17 protein-coding genes are annotated in these 20,188 nt (G+C 48.8%); 13 read left to right on the forward strand and 4 right to left on the reverse strand.

Annotated features, from left to right (window positions below; all coding sequences use genetic code 11):
* Position 1: 1 nt before the first annotated feature.
* The 6 genes from purH (at position 2) to NIA71_RS14635 (ending at position 6,416) form a co-directional block, all read left to right on the forward strand.
* Complete coding sequence (gene purH, locus NIA71_RS14610) at positions 2-1,537, forward strand: bifunctional phosphoribosylaminoimidazolecarboxamide formyltransferase/IMP cyclohydrolase (protein WP_253020788.1); 1,536 nt, start codon at positions 2-4, stop codon at positions 1,535-1,537.
* 15 nt (positions 1,538-1,552) lie between these two features.
* Positions 1,553-2,845 carry a phosphoribosylamine--glycine ligase gene (gene purD, locus NIA71_RS14615; protein WP_253020789.1) on the forward strand — a complete coding sequence of 431 codons (1,293 nt, stop codon included), beginning with the start codon at positions 1,553-1,555 and terminating at the stop codon, positions 2,843-2,845.
* A 30-nt stretch (positions 2,846-2,875) separates the two neighbouring features.
* The gene (locus NIA71_RS14620; RefSeq protein WP_148397041.1) at positions 2,876-3,490 is read left to right on the forward strand and encodes an AAA family ATPase; all 615 of its coding nucleotides are present in this window, start codon (positions 2,876-2,878) and stop codon (positions 3,488-3,490) included.
* A 345-nt stretch (positions 3,491-3,835) separates the two neighbouring features.
* Positions 3,836-5,035, forward strand: a complete 1,200-nt coding sequence (locus tag NIA71_RS14625; protein WP_253020790.1) for an ATP-binding protein — start codon at positions 3,836-3,838, stop codon at positions 5,033-5,035.
* 345 nt (positions 5,036-5,380) lie between these two features.
* The gene (locus NIA71_RS14630) at positions 5,381-5,974 is read left to right on the forward strand and encodes a recombinase family protein (protein ID WP_253020791.1); all 594 of its coding nucleotides are present in this window, start codon (positions 5,381-5,383) and stop codon (positions 5,972-5,974) included.
* Between the two features lie 181 nt (positions 5,975-6,155).
* On the forward strand, positions 6,156-6,416 hold the full coding sequence (locus NIA71_RS14635) for a hypothetical protein (protein WP_253020792.1): 261 nt from the start codon (positions 6,156-6,158) through the stop codon (positions 6,414-6,416).
* Here NIA71_RS14635 and trhA read toward each other — a convergent pair.
* Positions 6,405-7,034 (reverse strand): PAQR family membrane homeostasis protein TrhA, encoded by a 630-nt coding sequence (gene trhA, locus NIA71_RS14640; RefSeq protein WP_253020793.1) that lies wholly within the window; start codon positions 7,032-7,034, stop codon positions 6,405-6,407. The genes NIA71_RS14635 and trhA overlap by 12 nt on opposite strands.
* Positions 7,035-7,194: 160 nt before the next feature.
* Here trhA and NIA71_RS14645 point away from each other — a divergent pair, with 160 nt between their 5' ends.
* Both NIA71_RS14645 and NIA71_RS14650 read left to right on the forward strand, forming a co-directional pair.
* A complete protein-coding gene (locus NIA71_RS14645; protein WP_253020794.1) occupies positions 7,195-8,367 on the forward strand; it encodes a phosphoribosylaminoimidazolecarboxamide formyltransferase in 1,173 nt (390 codons plus the stop codon).
* A gap of 17 nt (positions 8,368-8,384) precedes the next feature.
* Positions 8,385-9,191, forward strand: coding sequence for an undecaprenyl-diphosphate phosphatase (locus NIA71_RS14650; protein ID WP_148397035.1), 807 nt, complete (start codon positions 8,385-8,387; stop codon positions 9,189-9,191).
* Positions 9,192-9,676: 485 nt separating this feature from the next.
* On the opposite strand, the gene NIA71_RS14655 is transcribed toward NIA71_RS14650, so the two are convergent.
* Positions 9,677-10,228 (reverse strand): DUF3793 family protein, encoded by a 552-nt coding sequence (locus NIA71_RS14655; protein WP_148397034.1) that lies wholly within the window; start codon positions 10,226-10,228, stop codon positions 9,677-9,679.
* Positions 10,229-10,551: 323 nt separating this feature from the next.
* Here NIA71_RS14655 and metG point away from each other — a divergent pair, with 323 nt between their 5' ends.
* The 3 genes from metG to NIA71_RS14670 all read left to right on the forward strand — a co-directional run bounded on the left by metG (position 10,552) and on the right by NIA71_RS14670 (position 14,380).
* Positions 10,552-12,486, forward strand: coding sequence for a methionine--tRNA ligase (metG, locus tag NIA71_RS14660; RefSeq protein WP_253020795.1), 1,935 nt, complete (start codon positions 10,552-10,554; stop codon positions 12,484-12,486).
* A gap of 62 nt (positions 12,487-12,548) precedes the next feature.
* A complete protein-coding gene (locus tag NIA71_RS14665) occupies positions 12,549-13,520 on the forward strand; it encodes a hypothetical protein (RefSeq protein ID WP_253020796.1) in 972 nt (323 codons plus the stop codon).
* A 41-nt stretch (positions 13,521-13,561) separates the two neighbouring features.
* On the forward strand, positions 13,562-14,380 hold the full coding sequence (locus tag NIA71_RS14670) for a TatD family hydrolase (protein ID WP_253020797.1): 819 nt from the start codon (positions 13,562-13,564) through the stop codon (positions 14,378-14,380).
* Positions 14,381-14,400: 20 nt separating this feature from the next.
* Here NIA71_RS14670 and NIA71_RS14675 read toward each other — a convergent pair whose 3' ends face one another.
* Positions 14,401-15,975, reverse strand: coding sequence for a putative ABC exporter domain-containing protein (locus NIA71_RS14675; protein ID WP_253020798.1), 1,575 nt, complete (start codon positions 15,973-15,975; stop codon positions 14,401-14,403).
* A complete protein-coding gene (locus NIA71_RS14680; RefSeq protein WP_148397029.1) occupies positions 15,972-16,682 on the reverse strand; it encodes an ABC transporter ATP-binding protein in 711 nt (236 codons plus the stop codon). Before NIA71_RS14680 ends, NIA71_RS14675 begins: the two co-directional genes overlap by 4 nt.
* Positions 16,683-16,988: 306 nt before the next feature.
* Here NIA71_RS14680 and NIA71_RS14685 point away from each other — a divergent pair, with 306 nt between their 5' ends.
* Positions 16,989-18,758: a SpoIIE family protein phosphatase gene (locus tag NIA71_RS14685; RefSeq protein ID WP_148397028.1), complete on the forward strand. Its 1,770-nt coding sequence runs from the start codon at positions 16,989-16,991 to the stop codon at positions 18,756-18,758.
* 19 nt (positions 18,759-18,777) lie between these two features.
* Positions 18,778-20,166, forward strand: coding sequence for a tRNA lysidine(34) synthetase TilS (gene tilS / locus NIA71_RS14690; RefSeq protein ID WP_148397027.1), 1,389 nt, complete (start codon positions 18,778-18,780; stop codon positions 20,164-20,166).
* The last annotated feature ends 22 nt before the right edge of the window (positions 20,167-20,188 follow it).

Consider the following 20,188-nt stretch of genomic DNA (forward strand, 5'->3'; position numbering starts at 1 on the left):
AATGAGAGCATTACTGAGTGTTTCAGATAAAAGCGGAATTGTAGAATTCGCACAGGAGCTTGAACAGCTGGGCGTTGAAATTATTTCCACCGGGGGGACCCACAAGCGGCTCTCCGATAATGGCGTGAAGGTCATGGGCATTTCGGAAGTCACCGGATTTCCCGAATGTCTGGATGGAAGAGTCAAAACCCTTCACCCTGCCGTGCACGGGGGAATTCTGGCCATGCGTGATAAGCCGGAGCATATGAAGCAGCTGGCTGATTTGAACATTGAAACCATCGATATCGTGGCCATCAATTTATATCCTTTCAAGGAAACGATTTTAAAGCCGGGGGTAACGCTTCCGGAAGCCATTGAAAATATCGACATCGGCGGACCGACCATGCTCCGTTCGGCGGCGAAAAACCACAAGGATGTGGTGGTTGTCTGCGACCCTGGCGACTATGCAAAAGTAATCGAAGAGCTGAAAGAAAACAAGGCGGTTTCCTACGATACCAAATACAGGCTGGCGCTGAAGGTGTTCCAGCATACGGCTGCCTATGACGCCATGATTTCCGACTATCTGAGAAAGGAGATCGACGGTGAGCTGCCGGATAACCTGACTCTGACTTTTGAAAAAGTCCAGGAGCTTCGTTACGGAGAAAACCCCCATCAGAAGGCTTCTTATTATAAAGAGATCAAGCCGGCTGAAGGCAGTCTGGTTATGGCGCAGCAGCTCCACGGAAAAGAGCTTTCCTTCAATAATATCAATGACACCAACGGAGCACTGGCAGTGCTGAAAGAGTTCACAGAGCCTACGGTGGTAGCCGTAAAACACGCCAACCCGTGCGGCGTTGGAACAGGATTTGATATTTTGAGCGCTTATAAAAAAGCATATGCGTGCGATCCGACCTCCATCTTCGGAGGCATCGTAGCAGCCAATCGGGCCATCGACGGGCCGACGGCTGAGGAAATCAATAAAATCTTTATCGAGATTGTCATTGCCCCGGACTTTACTGAGGAAGCGATGACTGTTCTGACCCAGAAAAAGAACATCCGTCTGCTCAAGCTGGAGGGCATCGACAAGAAAGGTCCTGCAGGAGAGATCGATATTAAGAAAGTCAGCGGCGGCCTCCTGGTGCAGGGAACCGACGATGTGCTCTTTGATGAAGCGGAATTAAAGGTTGTGACCGACCGTATTCCGACGGATAAGGAAATGGAGGACATGCGGCTGGCCATGAAAGTGGTGAAGCACATCAAATCCAACGGCATCGTCATTGCCAAAGACCAGGCCACCCTCGGTATCGGGCCTGGCCAGGTGAACCGCATTTGGGCGGTGGAGAATGCCATTCGTCAGGCGAACGCTCCGCTGCAGGGCGCAGTGCTGGCATCGGATGCCTTCTTCCCCTTTGATGACTGTGTAACCGCAGGGGCAAAAGCCGGGATCACAGCCATTATTCAGCCGGGCGGCTCCATGCGGGATCAGGAATCCATCGATAAAGCCAATGAGCTGGGAATCGCCATGGTATTTTGCGGAGTCCGTCATTTCAAACATTAATTGCAGGAGAGGAATATGAGAGTACTGGTAGTGGGCGGAGGCGGCAGAGAACACGCTATTGTGTGGAAGCTGGCCCAAAGCCCGAAAGTTGATAAAATTTATTGTGCCCCCGGCAACGCGGGCATTGCCCTGGACGCAGAATGCGTGCCTATTAAGGCTGAAGATATAGAAGGCATATGCGCCTTTGCCAAAGAAAATCAGGTGGACCTGGCCGTAATCGGACCGGAAGTTCCGCTGGCAATGGGGATTGTGGACGAACTGGAGAAAACCGGAATCACCGTCTTTGGCCCCAACAAAAAATGCTCCCAGTTGGAAGCCAGCAAGGCCTTTACCAAAAGCTTTTTGGAGCGGCACCAGATTCCCACGGCCGGATATAAAGAATTCACAGACAAGCAGGAGCTTTTAGAGGCGGCAGGCTTGTTCGGCTACCCGATGGTTTTGAAAGCCGACGGTCTGGCTGCTGGCAAAGGTGTTGTGATTGCGGAAAACGAAGAAGATGCGAAAAAAGCCATTGAAGAGATGATGGGCGACCGGGTTTTCGGCAGCGCCGGTGATAAAGTGGTGGTAGAAGAATTTCTGACCGGTGTGGAAGCTTCCATGCTGTGCTTTGTTGATGAACATACCATCGTCCCCATGGAGTCAGCTCAGGATTACAAACGGATTTACGACGGTGATCAGGGACCCAATACGGGTGGAATGGGAACCTATTCTCCAAGTCTGGTGTTTGATAATGCGCTGGAAGAGCAGATTCGTGAGGAGATTCTGATTCCAACCCTCAAAGGCTTTCAGTCGGACGGGCTTGATTTTAAAGGCGTGCTGTTCATCGGTCTGATGATCTCCAAGGACGGCCCCAAGGTGATTGAATTCAACAATCGTTTCGGCGATCCAGAGGCTCAGTCGGTTCTGGCCAGACTGGACAGCGATCTGCTGGACATCTTCCTGGCTGTGACGGAAAACCGGCTGGCCGACGTAGAGATAACGTGGAGCGATAAGAAAGCAGTCTGCGTTGTTCTGGCTTCCGGAGGTTATCCGGGAAGCTACGAAAAAGGAAAGGAAATTACGGGACTGGAAAAAGTGGATAGTGACGTGGTTGTATTTCATGCAGGAACGGCTTCCGAACATATCTGTGATGAACAGTCCTGCCGCAGCGCGGTGGTGACTTCCGGCGGCAGAGTCTTGGGCGTCACTGCCATAGGTAATACCCATGAGCAGGCCAGGGAAAAAGCTTTTGATAATGTAAAACGAATCTCCTTTGATGGAATGCAGTACAGAAATGATATTGGAATAATCAACTCAAATCTGTTATAATAGAAAAAATAAATCAAGGGAGGCAACGTTATGAAAAAGCAAATTATAACCATCAGCCGTGAGTTTGGAAGCGGGGGCAGATTGATCGGAAGACGTTTGGCTGACGATTTAGGGATTCCCTATTATGATAAAGAACTCCTTTCAAGAATTGCCGAAGAGAGCGGCTTTTCCAGAGAGATGATGGAAGAGGCGGAGATGAAAGCGAAAAACAGTTTCTTTTACAGCCTGTCCTCTGCTTTCGGAACGGGAGACTCCGGGCCGGACAGCTTGTCTCTGAATGAACGCTTTTTCTTGGCTCAGTTTGATACTATCCGTAAGATTGCAGATGAGGGCTCCTGCGTTATTGTCGGAAGATGTGCCGATTATGTTCTTCGAGGTATTCAAGGTGCAACCAACATCTTTATCTACGCGGAGGCAGAGGATAAGATCAAACGGGCTGTAGAAGAGTACGGAGTGCCCGAAAAGGATGTTAAAAAAATCATGAACGACACGGATAAGGCTCGTGCCAATTACTATAATTATCATACCGGCCGCAAATGGGGAGACCCGGTAAACTACAATTTGTGCATTGACAGCGGCTACATTTCTATAGAAAATATCGTGAAGATTATTAAAGACTATCTGGAACTTAAACTGGATCGATAGCGGCAAATCAATCTTCAAGCGGTGTAAAGCGAAAATGACCATGCAAGAGTTGAAACGCTCGCGCATGGTCATATTTTATTCCGTCATGCACACGTTTTTTATATTTTCCGTTTTATCAAAATGCTGCCATTGTTCCGATCATATTGTCTATTGTGGGAGCGCTACTGAATGTACTGGTATATTTATTTGTGTTAAATGTAGAATAAAATTAAAACTTAAATCCTTTGTCAAGTTTTTTCGAATTTAGCGTAAAAACTATTTATTTTTATAAAGTTTTTGGATATAATCATAATAAAGATGGAGTAGGTTGATTGCCGCTGTCTAAGAATTAAGGGGGTCAATATTATGATTATCCGATCAAACTATATGGACATGCTGAAAACATATCGGGATGTGCCGCTTGTCAAAATACTGGCGGGAGTTCGGCGCTGCGGCAAATCCACGATTTTCGAAATGCTGCGGGATGATCTGCAAAGCAGCGGCATTCCAGCAGATCATATTATCAGTATGCGCTATACCTCGGAAGATTTTGACGATGGTATGACAGATAAGGATATGCATAACAGTATCAAAGAAAAAATGGTTGATGACAGCCGGTACTATCTTCTGCTGGACGAGGTGCAGGAAATTGACGGGTGGGAAAAAGCGGTCAACAGCCTGCTTGAAAATGCAAATACCGATATTTATGTGACTGGCTCAAACTCAAAATTGCTGTCAAGTGAAATATCGACCTATTTAACAGGCAGATACATTTCGATTCCGGTGTTTACGCTGTCTTTTGCCGAATATCTGGATTTCAAAAAGTCAAGTGGCCTTTCCGTGAAAGAACTTTTGAATGAATATATCCGTATGGGCGGTTTTCCCATTGTCGCTCGCAGCAGCTTTGACGAACAATCCGCATATCAGATTGTGGAGGGAATCTACAATTCTGTGATTACAAATGATATCACCAGGCGGCATAACATAACCAACTTTGATTTATTCAACCGGGTTGTAAAGTATATTGTTGAAAATGTAGGCAAAACTTTTTCAGCCAATGCTATCGTGAAATTCCTGAAAAGCGAGGGACGCGCGCTCTCCGTCGAAGCCGTGTATAATTATCTTCAATGGTTAGAAAAAGCTTTTGTAATCTACCGTTGCTCACGCTATGATCTACAAGGAAAATCGGTATTAAAAACGCAGGAAAAATTCTATCTTGCCGATGCTTCTCTTAAATACTGCATAATGGGATTCAATCCCAAGTCCATTGCAGCGATGCTTGAAAACATCGTGTACTTTGAATTGCGCCGAAAAGGATACCAAGTTTATATCGGAAAAAACGAAACCAAAGAAATTGATTTTGTGGCGATACGGCGTGACGAACGAATTTATGTTCAGGTGTGCCGCAGACTGCCGGAGGAATCTGACAGAGAGCTTGCCAATCTTCTTGAAATCAAAGACCATTACCCGAAGTATATCGTAACACTTGACGAACTGGCCGCCGGCAATGTAAATGGTGTCAAAATTATGCATTTAGCAGACTTTCTGCTGAAGAAGGACTATTGAAGATTATGGTAAACTAAAGCGCATATGTTGAATTTCAGACGTCATCGCTTTTCCGGAAAATAATTAAAATAAATTTTGATTTTTACGCAATTTTCAACGATTGCTCCCTATCAAACTTAGCTGCAAGCATCAAAACCTGCTTCTTCTCAATATCAGGTCTCGCAAACCCATAACTTTGCGAAAAAAATGAAACCTTCTAATAAAATTTTCCCTAATTAGTCAAAATGTCATACTAGCTGGAGGTATCCGCTGCCTTCGGCGGATGATTACTGCTTTTACCGCATGTGTGATTCGGTATTGAGTTGGACATACTAACGAAAAAAAGGAAAGGAGAGCTGTGAGATTATGAACCAAGTTTACGGGTACGCGAGAGTATCTACGCGGGAACAAAACGAAGATCGGCAGATGATCGCACTAAAGGAATTTGCTGTTCCGGACGCCCATATTTATTTGGACAAGCAGAGCGGCAAGGATTTTAACCGGCCCCAATACAAACGGCTTTTGCGGAAATTAAAGCCGGGAGATGTGCTGGCGATAAAATCCATTGACCGGCTGGGGCGCAATTATGAGGAGATTTTGGAACAATGGCGGATTCTGACCAAGGAAAAACAGGTGAACGTGGCGGTGCTGGACATGCCGCTGCTCAATACACAGGGGACCAAGGACTTGACGGGAACACTGATCGCAGATATCGTGCTGCAGCTGCTCAGCTATGTTGCGCAGACGGAACGGGAGAATATACGCCAGAGGCAGAACGAAGGCATTGCGGCAGCCAAGGCTCGGGGAGTCCGCTTCGGCAGGCCGCAAAAACAAATCCCAGAGGATTTCTTTTTTTTATGCGAAATGTGGAGATCGGGGAAAATCAGCGGCAGGGAAGCGGCGAGGCGTCTGAATGTGACCCATAACACTTTTTTCAAATGGACCAAAGACTGGCTGTAGGCATAAACCTTCGTGATAGCATCCGACATACCTGGCGAAAAAAGTAGACAAATTTCGCCAGCCGTGATATACTTTTTTTAGTAGGTTTTTCCCTCGATTTATGACGATTTTACTCTATGTACCATATAAAGCAAGGTGGTTAAAAAAGTCTGATTTTCTGACCAGGCAAATGCAGGAGGTGATGGTTACCATGGAAGACAGCGACATATTGTTGGAAGAAATCGCAAACAAAACCGGATGCATGTTTCTGTCTGACTTGCACCAGCCCTGCAAGCTGCCCGAGATCGGCAGAGTCATCGAGACCATACCCTATAACCTTTACTCCCTCCAGAGCTGGAAAGACGCAGCATCTTATATCAGCAGCGAGAAGTGTATGTTGGGCACAGAGGCTGAGTTACGGACATTTTTATCAAATTATTGTAAGGAGCATTCAGACATATAAAAAGATTGCAAGAAAATGGCATAAAGAGCCTAACAGAATAAATATATGAAAGATTTCATGAAAGCCGAATGTCGCAAAGATGTTCGGTTTTTTTACTATGTACATGACAGCGCCGACCGAGTAGAGGATCCCTCCTGCGGCCAGCCAGTAAACAAAGTCTGTCGATACGGTAAGAGAACCAATCTGAAAAACGATGGCCCAGCCCATAATCAGGTAGAGCGAAGTGTACAGCCAGCGGGGTCCGTTGAGCCAGCAGACCTTGAGAATAATCCCAACAATGGCCACGCCCCAGACAGCAATCAACCATATGCGTCCTTTGTCCGCATCCATACAATTGGCCAGTACCGGAGTATAGGTTCCGGCGATGAGGACATAAATCATCGAATGATCCAGCTTGCGCAGCCTCTGAACCCGGCTTTCAGGCCCGCGGACATAATGATAGATGCTGCTGCAGGAATAAAGGGCGATCAGCGACAATGCGAAAACGAGAAAGGACCATGAATGTTCACTGGTGTGGAAAAACATGAGCAAAAACGCGGAAAAAACGGCCAGGACCGCGCCGATGAAGTGGGTCCAGAAGCTCCAGTAATCTCGTGGATTGAAAGTACGTGTAATCATAATAAATATCTCCTAATATAATTTTAGATATCATTTATTAAAGTATGACAGATTATAAATAAAAAAGCAATCAATATTTTTGACAATGGAGACTATATCCGCTAATATATTCCTTAGAGTGTTACAAACCATGCGCGCAGCGCTGAGAGGAGAATAGAACGTGAAAGAACTGGAATTAAAATACGGATGCAATCCCAATCAAAAACCAGCAAAAATCTATACGAAGGAAGGCGAACTTCCCATTGCCATTTTAAACGGACGTCCCGGATATATCAACCTTTTGGATGCCTTCAACAGCTGGCAGCTGGTAAAGGAGTTAAAGCAGGCGACCGGAATGGCGGCAGCTGCATCCTTCAAACATGTCAGCCCGGCAGGAGCAGCGGTCTGTACGCCGCTTTCCGAGACCTTAAAAAAGATTTATTTTGTTGAAGGCGCAAAGCTTTCTGATGTGGCCACCGCCTACATAAGAGCCAGAGGCGCAGACCGCATGTCATCTTACGGTGATTTTGTGGCCTTGTCGGATGAATGCGACGAGCAGACCGCGGAATTCTTAAAACGGGAAGTTTCTGACGGCATCATTGCTCCGTCCTATTCTGAAAAAGCGCTGGAAATCTTAAAAAGCAAACGAAAGGGCAGCTATTTGGTGATCCAGATCGATCCGGACTACACCCCGCACCAGCAGGAAACCAAGGAGGTGTTCGGCATCACTTTTGAACAAGGCAGAAACAATGCACCCATCACGGAGGCTCTCTTGGAGCAGATTCCCACCGATAACAAAGAACTTCCCCAAGAAGCAAAGCGGGATCTTTTGATCGCGCTGATCACCCTCAAATATACCCAGTCCAATTCGGTTTGTTATGTAAAAGACGGCCAGGCCATCGGCATCGGCGCCGGACAGCAGTCCCGCATACACTGCACCAGACTTGCGGGCAACAAGGCTGACACCTGGTTCCTGCGCCAGCATCCAAAAGTTATGGCCCTTCCCTTTAAAGAAGGGATCCGAAGAGCTGATCGGGATAACACCATCGACGTGTATATTTCCGACGACTATGACGACGTCTTGCGGGACGGGACATGGCAGCAGTTTTTCACTGAAAAACCGGACGTGCTGACCAGGGAAGAGAGAAAAGCGTGGCAGGAAAAGCTGGACGGCGTATCGCTGGGATCGGATGCCTTCTTCCCCTTCGGCGACAACATCGAGCGGGCCCATAAGAGCGGAGTTTCATATATTGCCCAGGCTGGCGGATCAGTGCGGGACGATCATGTCATCGAGACCTGCAATAAATACGGAATTACAATGGCCTTCACAGGGCTGAGACTGTTTCATCATTAATCGGAAGGGGAAGGGAAATGGAGATTGAAATCATAAAAGCGATTGTCCTGGGGATTGTGGAAGGCATAACCGAGTGGCTGCCCATCAGCAGTACCGGCCACATGATCCTGGTGGATGAATTTATCAAAATGAAGGTAACGCCGGAGTTTCTGGAAATGTTTCTGGTTGTCATACAGCTGGGGGCGATCCTGGCCGTGGTTGTCATTTATTGGCGGAGGCTGATCCCCACCAGCAAAAAGACCTGGATCATGTGGGTGAAGATTATCGTCGCTTGCGTGCCGGCGGCTGTAGTGGGACTGCTTTTGGACGACGTGCTCAACGCATGGTTTTATAATTATCAGACGGTCGCCATCATGCTGATCCTTTTCGGCATCCTGTTTATTGTCATCGAAAACCGCAATAAAAGTGCTGTCCCCAAGGTGAACAGCATCGATGATCTGACTTACAAACAAGCATTGATTATCGGGGTGTTCCAGCTGATCGCGGCCGTTTTCCCCGGCACGTCCAGGTCCGGCGCCACCATCCTGGGGGGACTTCTGATCGGCGTCAGCCGGACAGCAGCGGCGGAATTCACCTTTTTTTTGGCGATTCCGGTTATGTTCGGTGCCAGCCTTCTCAAGCTGGTGAAATTCGGGATGCACTTTACCGGCGAGGAATCCATGCTTTTGCTCAACGGCATGGTGGTGGCGTTTCTCGTTTCCATGGCTGCCATCAAATTCTTGATGAGTTATATTAAGAAACATGATTTTAAAGTTTTCGGATGGTACCGGATTGTTTTAGGCGTGATCGTGCTGGGGTATTTTGGGGTTAAAATCTTTTTGTAAGAGACGGTGTGAAGAAGTGCCGGGCCTTGAACATCGGAGCATCCTGTGTTGTACGGAAGCCGGATCCTGCCGGGTCGGCCAGGCAGGCCAAAAAACTTTTTTTACTGATTTCTGTTCGAAATGGCCTGATTTAGAGGCAAAGTCCATAGAAAAACAGGTCGTTTTGCTGTTTTTTCAGCAAGCAAAGTGGAGGAAATCCATTTGTTTGCTGCATAGATGCGAGTGCTGGCAATTTATATGCGGTTAGCCGCATATAACAACCAAATTGAAGCAGACAACAGAGTGATTTTACGCCATTTTATATGGACATTGCCTGCAAAAAGGCCGGTTTCGAATAGGATTTGCGAACATTTTTGTTTTGGAGAGCGGCAAGGAGCTGCCGCCCAAAAAAGGAGACAAGCGCCTGCGACGCAGACGCTTACATGATTTCATTTATGACTTATGTATTTACAAAACCGGCTTTACGCCAGTGATGCACCAAGTTTTTATGCGGCTACGGTCAGCTGAACGACCGACTTGCCGCGGTTAAATAAATTCCAATATATGGACCTGCACTTTTCAAATCGGGCAAAAAGTTTTTCCGCTTCACATTCGTTGCAATAAACCTTCCAGCAGCCGCAGCAGCGGCTGTTTCTGCCCTTGTTGTCGATGAATCCTTTAACGTCGTCGAGAGGGTAGCCCAGAAACAGACCGATCTCGTGAGGAAATTCCAGGTGAGAAGATATGCGCACACTGAGATATTGCAAACAATGTTCGAGCCGGTCCGTTTCGTAGCCATAGTTTGAAAGGAAGTCCAAAACACCCCGTCTTTGTAATTCTTTCTGGACCCTGGCGCTGCGGTACACATAGATCAGGGCACGTTTTCCTGATCTGCGCAGCACACGGAGGGATACGCCTTTTGGACGAAGATCGGCGCGGAGAAGCGCTAGCTGCTGCTCTAAAAGTTTTATTGATTTGAAAGAGTAATTAAATATATTGGCACTTTTCAGTCCCGCTAAGGTTGGCGAGCAATGTGCAACCAGATGCTTATCTAACATGAGTTCCTCCTGATCCTGAAAGTTAGTTTATGCTAACCAAATAGGGTAAAAAATATGGAACCTAGCAAATTCCATAAGCGACTTGTTCAACAGGTGGTTAGCTTTAACTAACCAAGAGTATACAGGAATCTTTCAGGTCTGTCAACACTTTTTTGAAAAAGATTTTAGCCTTGATTGACGGACACCACTAAACCATGATATTCTAATAACTACGGCGGTCCGCCTCACGAATGGACATGCCCGAGCGTGCCCAGGTACGGCTGGCATGCTGCAAACACCGCTGCTGCTCATTTGCAGCTGGCGTAAGAAAGGAATGATTGAAAATGACAGAGAAAAAGGGCAAATATTATATTACAACGCCTATCTACTATCCGAGTTCCAACCTTCATATAGGACATACCTATTGCACCGTAATGGCGGATGCCATGGCGCGCTTTAAACGTTTGTCAGGCTATGACGTGCGGTTTTTGACAGGTACGGACGAACACGGACAGAAAATCCAGACCATCGCCGCCGAGCAGGGCGTTTCACCGCAGGAATACGTAGACAAGATCGTAGACGGCATCAAAGACCTGTGGGAGACGATGGAAATTTCCAACGACGATTTTATCAGAACCACAGAACCCCGCCACGTAGAGCGGGTTCAGAAAATATTTATGGAGCTTTATGAAAAGGGCGATATCTACAAGGGCGAATACGAAGGTATGTATTGTACCCCTTGTGAATCCTTCTGGACGGAAAGCCAGTTGGTGGACGGAAAGTGCCCAGACTGCGGACGTCCGGTGGAGAAGGCCAAGGAAGAGGCCTATTTCTTCCGCCTTTCCAAATATGAGGACAGACTTCTAGACCTGTTTGAAAACAACCCGGACTTCCTCCAGCCAGACAGCAGAAGAAACGAGATGATCGCCTTTGTTAAGCAGGGCCTTGAGGATTTGTGCATATCCAGATCCACCTTTGACTGGGGAATCCCGGTTCCCATCGATGAAAAGCACGTGATCTATGTATGGCTGGATGCGCTCACCAACTATATTACGGCCCTGGGTTACCCGGACGATCCGGACCTATACAACGAATACTGGCCGGTGGATGTCCATCTGGTGGGCAAAGAGATCGTCAGGTTCCATACGGTGATCTGGCCGGCTATGCTCATGTCCATGGACCTGCCTCTGCCGAAGCAGGTAAGGGGGCACGGATGGCTGCTGCTGGAAGGCGGCAAAATGTCCAAGTCCAAGGGAAATGTGGTAGATCCGGTGAAGCTCATCGACCGCTACGGCATCGATGCGCTGAAATACTTCCTGCTGAGGGAATATACCTTCGGGCAGGACGGAATTTTTACCAATGAGGTTATGCTCAAGAGAATGAACTATGATCTGGCCAACGACCTGGGCAACCTGGTTTCCAGGACCGTTTCCATGATCGAAAAATATAACGGCGGCTACGTGCCGGAAAGCACAGCTCCGGAAGATGAAACGGACAAAGATCTGAAGTCCATTGCTGTTTCCGCCGCAGGCAAGGTGGAAGCCCATATGGATAAGTTCGAATTCAACCTGGCTTTGGAGGAGATTTGGGTTGCCGTAAGGCGGGCCAATAAGTATATCGATGAGAATACACCTTGGATCCTGGCCAAAAATGAAGCGGACAAGCCTCGTCTGGATACGGTGCTGCACAATCTGGCGGAAACGCTGCGAATCGTTTCCATCCTGATCTATCCTTTCATGCACACCACATCGGGCGAAATCAGAAAACAGCTGGGTCTGTGGTATGCGGACGTAGCCTGGGAAGACGCCTTTAACTTTGATATGATGCAGGGAGAACAGGTGAAGAAAGGAAATCCAATCTTCCCCAGACTGGATATTGAAAAGGAACTGGAAGAGCTGGAAGCGCTCAAGGGCGGCGGTGAGGATGAAAATATTCCTCTGGAATTAAAGGATCAGATCGAATACGATGACTTTGATAAGCTGGACCTGCGGGTAGGAACGATCCTGTCCTGCGAAAAACATCCAAAAGCCGATAAGCTGCTGGTGTTCCAGGTGAAGATGGGAACAGAGAAACGGCAGATCATATCCGGCGTCGCTCAGGACTTCAAGCCTGAAGAATGCGTCGGCAGAAAGGTGGTAGTCGTTGCCAACCTCAAGCCGAGAAAACTGAGAGGCTTGGAATCTAAAGGAATGCTGCTTTTTGCCGATAATGTGGTGGATGGCAAACAGCGGTGTGAATTTGTTACTACAATTGCCGATGATGGAAATCCAGTAACATAGCGTTTAATGGGTATCGGGCGGGCCGCTTTGACGGCCCGCTTTTTTTCAGGAGGAACGTGAATATGAAAAAGAAAAGGATCGCGCTGCTGTTTGCAGCAATTTTTGCAGCTATTGCCCTGTGCTCCTGCGGACCGGAAGACATTGATCTGGGAATGGGAAAAACCCAAGTGCTGGAGAATTATATTGAATTTACCCCAGTCAACGCCATCATGTGCAGCGACGAAATCTATGCGCCGGTGGGCAGTGAAAGCGGATGGGTGTACAACGGCGACATGGAAGACCCGGCCTATGTGGCATTGGTGGCAAACGTTAAGAATCTGACGGACAAAGAAATCAAGATGCAGAATTTTGCAGTGCCCATCCTCAAACAGGGCGGTCAAGAATACGAGTCCTATCAGAACCTGCTTCTTGTCAACAATGATACCCTGCTTTCTTCACGAGAGGCGATCGGCCCCAAGGAGGAAGGCACGGTCTATATTCTCATGGATGGCCAGCAAAAGACAAGAGGAAACGCTGAGGTGGAGCTGACCTTTGACAACGATGACTACGAGAAATATGATATTTACCATTTGAAGCTGGATACCAGCAAGAACATCGATCAGACCCTTCCGCTGAAAAAGGACAAAGCCGTTACAGCTGATGGATACGGAGAAATTACTTTGAAAAAGGTGGATACCGGCAAAAGGGTAGAGCCGACCAAGGCGTCCAAATACGACGGATATACATACTTTACGCCTAAGAAACCGGATACGGTTTTGCTGGACATTCAGATTGAGGCCGAAAACCTGCAAAAGGAAAAGTGCCCGGATGTGAACTTTGTCGGCGCGCGGGCAGTAAAAGGAGAGAAAACCTGTTACGGGTATGTGGTTACGGAAACCAAGGACAACAAGAATCTAAAGGACTTGGTGGACTTAAAGCCGGGCGAAAAGAGGCTGGTACATGCGATCATAGAAGTTCCCTCTGAATGGAAGAGCGGCGGAGTCCAGCTTTACCTGTATTTCAACGGCCAATTTTATGAATACAGCTGGAAGTAATCAAGTGTTTGAAACGATAGGGAGATTGGAGGAATGAGAAAATGTTGTTTGATTCCCATGCGCATATAAACAATGAATCCTTTACAGAGGAAGAACGTCAGGCGCTGATCGAAAAGATTGAAGCGTCCAACCTGGATTATGTGATGGACATTGGGTTTAACCTGGAAAGCTCGGCGATGGCGGTAAAACACGCCCAACGTCTGCCCTGGTGCTACGCGGCGGTGGGATGCCACCCCCATGACACAAAGGATATGGACGAGATGCAGCTGGCCATGATAAAAGGGCTGGCGAAAAAAGATAAGGTCCAGGCCATTGGAGAGATCGGGCTGGATTTCCACTACGATTATTCAGACCGGGATATCCAGCGATACTGGTTCCGCCAGCAGATCAAGCTGGCCAACGAGCTGAAAATGCCCATTGTGATCCATGCCCGGGAAGCGGATCAGGAAGTGATGGATATTCTCAAAGAGGAAGGTGCTTTTTCTCAGGAAAGGAAAGGCTGGTTTCCGACCCGCTATGATGGCAGCGGGGATGCCCGCGTCCTGCTCCACTGCTTTTCAGGAAGCAGGGAGCTGGGCAAGCAGTATGTCAAGCTGGGCGCTACCATTTCCATTGCCGGGCCGGTGACCTACAAGAATAACAAAAAGACGGCGGGCGTAGTGGAAGAGCTTCCGCTGGAGGTGCTACTTGTAGAAACCGATTCTCCCTACTTGACCCCGGAACCGTTCCGCGGCAAGCGCAATATTCCGCCCTATGTGGAATACACGGCAAAGAAAGTGGCGGAGATCAAAGGCATCCCGCTGGAGCAGACGGCAGCTCAAACCAAGGAAAACGCGATGCGCTTTTTTGGAATCAAGTAATGGATCCCCTCCGGGAGCGGCTACTTTTTGACGGTAGGCATATCGCAGTTGTGCAGAACCTGCCTGGATAAAACGAAGCAGATCAGGGCCGCCGCCAGTTCCCAAGCGGAGAGTGCCCCAAGGGCGATTACCATGGCTGCTGGTCCGCCGACCAAGTAGAATACGGCCATGGCTGCCGCCAGGCCCGGGATCATGAAAAGAATGACAACAAAGAAGTACACGATCAGCAAAAGTCCCTGTGAGAGATTGGCCTGGGTCCACCGCAGGGACAAAAAATTGATTGCCAGCAGCAGCAACGAGAAAAGAATGTAAGGCAGCATGCTTATAAAGGTGAGGGCCGGGCTGCTGCCCAGGATGAAAGCGGGGATTCCTAAGAACAAGACGCTTTCGACAACGATTTTCAGCATCATCTCCATGTTGCTCCAGATGAGTTTTTGAAAGGGCGAGGCAGGAATCATGTAAATATAATGGGAATAGAGTTCCATCAGACCCCGTCCGGTGCCGATCATGAACACCTGCATCCACATGAGTATCTGCACCAAGGTGAGCAGACCCAGACTATCCCGCAGGAAGAAAGAGACTGTGATGATGATTACGGCAGCAACCAGCATATACAAACTGAAAAAGCCAAAGCGGTTTTTGCGGAAGGTTTCACGCATGTGTTTGTAAAAAAGGACCTGCGGTCCCAGGCCGCTGAGGCCGGTTTTGGTTACTTTCACCTTGGCCGTTGTGGAACCGGCTGCCTGTACGTCGCCTTCCGCTGCTGCCCGTTTCCGCTCAAAGCTGGTTTCGGTAGCCACCAGCACATCTTCATAGTAATCGGAACGGCTGAACAGGATATAGAGGAACAGGACTGCCCCCGCAGCGGCCAAAAGCCCCAGCCAAGCCAGCCCTGCCGCCATACTGCCCTGGATCAAAGCGATGGCCCCGGCCGATGCCCAGCCTACGAGCGGGGTGGCGGCTAGAAGAGGGGACTGGATGATGATGCCCGTAGCCATGCTGCCATGGGCGGCAATCTGAAAGACAGTATAGATGAGCAGGGGCACGAATACGGCGACTGCCAGGATCCGTACCGTCCGTTTTCTGCGGGGCCTTCCGTTGGTAACGCTGTATATGACCAGCGATAGCAGGGTGAAAACGATGGTGGCCAGGATAAAAGCGCCAAAGAGAATCAGTACGCCGTCGAATCCTACTCCAAAACTAGCAAGCGTGCTGCTCTGAAACAGCAGAAAAAATCCTGCAAAAAATGACATTCCCGCCATGCGGATCAGCCCATAGAGCAGGGTTGCCCTGGGATTGACCGGCGATACGAAGAGAAGATTAACGTCGCTCATTTCAAAAATGGTATCGCCTGATGAAAGGCCCTTCTGGACGGCCAGGCCGTAAAAGAGCAGCAGAAAGGCAAAATAAATGGGTAGTAAATAAGATGTTGGATACGCATGATTCATCTGCCCGGAGCCCAAAAGGGTGGTCGCCAAAGCCCCGCCGATGGCAGCGAACACCAAAAGATAAAGCACCAGCTTGGCCGGCTTGTGGATCACGGCTTTTATTCTATTTTTCAAACTGGTACGAAACAAATAAAAGTGGCTGCTCATGCTTTCTCCTCCCCGCTACCTTCCGTGATGGAAAAATACAGATCTTCCAAATCGCTGCCGCTGTCCAGGTCCTCTCTGCGGCAGGCCCGTGCGATACGTCCGCCTGTCATGATACAGGTGGTATCCCAATTTTCTTCTACGCTTTCGATCATGTGAGTCGAAACGATCATAGCACACCCATCCTTTTTCAATTCTGCGATCAAGCTCTTCAATTCCCTGATCGCATGGGGGTCCAGGCCCACAAGAGGTTCGTCGAAAATGACGGCTCTGGGATTGGTCAGGGCTGCGCAGCAAATGCTTACTTTTTGCTGCATGCCTTTGGACAGCTCTTTACCCAGCTTGTTTTGCTTATCATCAAGTTCAAAGCGCCGCAACAGCTGGGATGCCTGAGGTTTCCAGTCTTTCAGCTGGTAAGCGCGGGCAATAAATTCCATATGTTCCTGTACGGTCAGCATGGGGTAGAGGGCCGGCATCTCCGGGATGTATCCCAGCTGCTGCTTGGCCTCTTTGCTGCGGTTGTCATATCCGTTTATGGTAATAGCGCCTTCAAAACGCAGCAGCCCACAGATGCATTTGATCAAGGTGGACTTTCCTGCTCCGTTGGGGCCCAGCAGCACGGTAAGCTCACCGGGCTTTACCGTCAGGGACAGATTATTATTGGCAATAAATTTTCCGTACCGTTTTGTTAAATTCCTTACTTCTATCATGTCTAGGGTTCCTCTCAATGTTACGCAGCCTGCCCGGCCATTATAAGCGGTCAGCAGCATGGGGATAAAACCGTTGCTCATATGATACAGGAACTGGAGGTGCAAGTCAATTTTTTCCGCCCTGCCTGTCCCGCACCGTCCCCGCCTCCCCTTTGACATTCCTATCTGAACAGCTCAAAGCACGAGTCCCGCAGCTTCTCGAAATTTGTCGCAAAAAAACTGGTATTTTCTATCGGATTTCGACAAAGGAAAATATTGGCGTAAGGTATAATAGCTCCAGGCTTGTACAAAAGGAGGAGTCTGTAAATGGAACTGATATCAAAAAGGCCGGTTATCGGCAAAGAAAAAGGGGATATTCATATATGGGCCGTAGCGGCGGTGGTTGTATTGAGCTTTCTAGTGAGTAGAGCGTGTTTTATGGGGGAAACGTTTCCTGCGGGAATCGCCCTGCTTACGGCCTTGCTGACCTATCATACATTAAACTTTTACTTACTTCCAGTCATGCTTATTGGACTGGGGACGTTTTACAGCAGTGGGATCGCCATCTGGGGCGACGTGGGCGCGCTGTGCGGATGCGCACTGGTGTTTCTATGCACAGCCAAAATTCGATTTGCAACTTGGCACAAAGCCGTCATTGCAGGGTCGATCACGGTGATCGCCAGGAGCATCTATTATATTGCCGCAGGATATACATATCGAATCGCTGCAGCGGACCTTCTCCTGGAGGGCTGCTTTGTCGCGGTGCTGTGCGGCATCTTTGAGATCCTTCTCCAGCTGGTGGACAAAAGGGAACCGAGAAGCGGTACTGCCGGCGGGATGCTGGCCATTGCATCCGCGGCTATGCTGATCGTTTCCGGGACAAGCCTGCCCTGGGTTTTAATACCGGCGGCCATGACCATTACGCTGCTCATCGGCTATCTCTTTGGCACCATGGAAGGATTGCTGGTTGGTTTCGTTTCCGGGCTTATCCTGATCCTCAGCGGCGGCCCGCCTGGAGCCATCCTTGTCTTGGCGCTGGGAGGCGTTGTTGCAGGGTTTGCCAGAGGTCAGAATAAACTTGTAGCTGCGTTATGCTTTGCGGCAGTGACAATGGGCGCGGGGACCATTGAACTATCCGTCAATTTGGCGCTGCCCATATACGGCCCGCTGGCATCAGGGGCAATCCTTGCCTTGATGCCGCAAAAGTGGCTTTTCCGGCTGGATACGGCCCTTTGCACATTTCTGCGCTGCGGCGTTTTCAAAGAAAAGAAAAAGAACGCGGAAGCATCCGCTTACTTAGAAAGGATCCGGAGAAATTTTGATGACCTGTCATCCCTTTTCGTCTCACAAGAAAACAACCGGATCCTGATGTCCTATCAATTTAAGGCCATGTCCAGAATTATCGACCATACAATTAAAGAAATAAGCAGCAGGCCCGGCGCCGCCTCCGTAAAGCTTTGCGCCGAGCCTGCCTGGGCCGGCTATGCGAAAGACCGGGGGATCTCCGGTGACAGCTATATGTGGGAAGAACTGCCGGACGGGCGGTTTGCCATCGTCCTCAGCGACGGCATGGGAAACGGCAAGACAGCGGCAACGGAAAGCAGCTTGGCCGTGGCTGCGGTAATCAAGCTGCTCAAGGCCGGACTGGAGGTGGAGCTGGTATTAAAGCTACTCAATTCCATTCTCCTGCTCAATGCGGAAAATGAAATTTTTTCAACCATTGACCTGGGTATCCTCAATAAAAAAACCGGGAAAATGAAATTCTATAAAATCGGCGCGGCAACGACCTTTATTAAACGGAAAAATGCTGTGGAGACGGTGAAGGTTTCGGCCATGCCAATGGGAATTGTAGATGGACTGAAGATCGATTATGTGACGGTCCATTTGAATCCAGGCGACCAGGTGATCATGATATCCGACGGAGTGACCGATTCCAAACGAGAAGACCTTTCCATGGAATGGCTGGCCCAGACCATCGAAGAGATCAAATCCAAGGACCCGCAGACAATGTGCGACCTGATCATGAACCGGGCCGTAGAAAACTATGGCTTGAAAGAAAAGGATGACTTGACGGTTTTGTCTGTAAGAGTCAGCTGATCTATGATATACTGGGTCCATGATCAGAGAAAGCATTAAAAAAACTATTTTTAAGCATAATTTAATCAATCGCGGAGAGCACATTGTGATCGGCCTTTCCGGAGGCCCTGATTCAGTGTGCCTTTTTCATGTGCTGAAAAGTTTGGAAGAAGAATTGGATATTTGCTTGTACGCAGTCCATGTAAACCATAAATTCCGCCCCGGCGCTGCCGAGGAAGACCAGGGTTATGTGGAAAAGCTGTGCCAAAGTCAGGGCGTACCATGCCGGGTTGTTGTCCGGGATTGCGCAAAGCTGGCGCAGGAGCAGGGAATGAGCAGCGAGGAAGCGGGACGAAAGGTGCGCTATCAGGCTTTTGAAGAAATGTGCCGCAGCCTGGCTGACAGGGGCATTGCAAGGGAAGCCATTAAGATTGCTGTCGCCCAAAATGCTGACGATCAGGCGGAAACGGTGCTCCTTCGCCTTTTGCGGGGAACCGGGCCCGACGGATTGGCAGGGATGGCCTATCTGCGCAGGGAAGGGGATTTTGCCGTTATACGGCCGCTGCTGGATATGAAGCGGCAGCAGATTGAAGCTTATTGCCGGGAGCACAAACTGGATCCGAGGATCGACCAGACCAACCTGCAGTCCATTTATACCAGGAATAAAGTCAGGCTCCAGCTGATACCATATTTGAAGGAGCACTTTAACAGCAGCGTTGACAGCGCGCTGGTGCGGCTGAGCAAAATCGCTGCTGAGGATAAAGAATATCTGTGGAAGATCACAGAACAATCATATAAGGAGCTTATGATAGAGCCTGGAATTTTAAATCTGGCAGGCTTGCAGTCTCTGGAAAAAGCCATTCGCCGCAGGGTCATGCTCAAAGCCTTTGAAGAGGCCGGACTGGAGCAGGATATCACAGCGCGCCATTTGGAGGCGGCGGACCAGCTTTTGATGGAAGGCGGTACTTCAAAGTCTCTGGACTTTCCCGGCGGCTGTAAAATGACCATCGGCTACGGCTGTGTTTCTTTTAGAAAAGAAATCGATCAAACGGCCGCCAGGGCCAAAACGCGCCTGAAAATGCGCTTGGCCGCCGCGGAAGAGGAATTCCCTCCGGGAGCGGCTGTCTTTGACTGGGAAAAGATATGTGAGGGACATGGAGCTTCACCGCAAGTTCAGCTGAGAACAAGGCTTCCCGGTGATTATATCGGACTCAAGCTTGGACGTAAAAAAATACAGGATTTTTTTGTTGACAAAAAAGTCCCCAAGGAAGAACGGGACAGGGTGCCGCTGGCTGCCATCGGCAGTGAAATTCTATGGATGGTAGCCGACGGGCGGACCAATCTCAAGGCCCATCGTTACAGTGAAAAATATAAAGTCGATCAGGCAACAAAAGTGGTCCTTTTGCTTGAAATTATTTGTGAAATATGATAAAATGACATACCCAATTTTG

This window comes from Ihubacter massiliensis, from assembly GCF_024125305.1.
GTDB classification, from domain to species: Bacteria; Bacillota; Clostridia; order Peptostreptococcales; family Anaerovoracaceae; genus Hominibacterium; species Hominibacterium faecale.

What these genes read in the sequence shown, in the direction of transcription:
- purH (WP_253020788.1), top strand. Translation starts at nt 2, where the DNA reads ATGAGAGCATTACTGAGTGTTTCAGATAAAAGCGGAATTGTAGAATTC.
- purD (WP_253020789.1), top strand. Translation starts at nt 1,553, where the DNA reads ATGAGAGTACTGGTAGTGGGCGGAGGCGGCAGAGAACACGCTATTGTG.
- NIA71_RS14620 (WP_148397041.1), top strand. Translation starts at nt 2,876, where the DNA reads ATGAAAAAGCAAATTATAACCATCAGCCGTGAGTTTGGAAGCGGGGGC.
- NIA71_RS14625 (WP_253020790.1), top strand. Translation starts at nt 3,836, where the DNA reads ATGATTATCCGATCAAACTATATGGACATGCTGAAAACATATCGGGAT.
- NIA71_RS14630 (WP_253020791.1), top strand. Translation starts at nt 5,381, where the DNA reads ATGAACCAAGTTTACGGGTACGCGAGAGTATCTACGCGGGAACAAAAC.
- NIA71_RS14635 (WP_253020792.1), top strand. Translation starts at nt 6,156, where the DNA reads ATGGTTACCATGGAAGACAGCGACATATTGTTGGAAGAAATCGCAAAC.
- trhA (WP_253020793.1), bottom strand. Translation starts at nt 7,034, where the DNA reads ATGATTACACGTACTTTCAATCCACGAGATTACTGGAGCTTCTGGACC.
- NIA71_RS14650 (WP_148397035.1), top strand. Translation starts at nt 8,385, where the DNA reads ATGGAGATTGAAATCATAAAAGCGATTGTCCTGGGGATTGTGGAAGGC.
- NIA71_RS14655 (WP_148397034.1), bottom strand. Translation starts at nt 10,228, where the DNA reads ATGTTAGATAAGCATCTGGTTGCACATTGCTCGCCAACCTTAGCGGGA.
- metG (WP_253020795.1), top strand. Translation starts at nt 10,552, where the DNA reads ATGACAGAGAAAAAGGGCAAATATTATATTACAACGCCTATCTACTAT.
- NIA71_RS14665 (WP_253020796.1), top strand. Translation starts at nt 12,549, where the DNA reads ATGAAAAAGAAAAGGATCGCGCTGCTGTTTGCAGCAATTTTTGCAGCT.
- NIA71_RS14670 (WP_253020797.1), top strand. Translation starts at nt 13,562, where the DNA reads ATGTTGTTTGATTCCCATGCGCATATAAACAATGAATCCTTTACAGAG.
- NIA71_RS14675 (WP_253020798.1), bottom strand. Translation starts at nt 15,975, where the DNA reads ATGAGCAGCCACTTTTATTTGTTTCGTACCAGTTTGAAAAATAGAATA.
- NIA71_RS14680 (WP_148397029.1), bottom strand. Translation starts at nt 16,682, where the DNA reads ATGATAGAAGTAAGGAATTTAACAAAACGGTACGGAAAATTTATTGCC.
- NIA71_RS14685 (WP_148397028.1), top strand. Translation starts at nt 16,989, where the DNA reads ATGGAACTGATATCAAAAAGGCCGGTTATCGGCAAAGAAAAAGGGGAT.
- tilS (WP_148397027.1), top strand. Translation starts at nt 18,778, where the DNA reads ATGATCAGAGAAAGCATTAAAAAAACTATTTTTAAGCATAATTTAATC.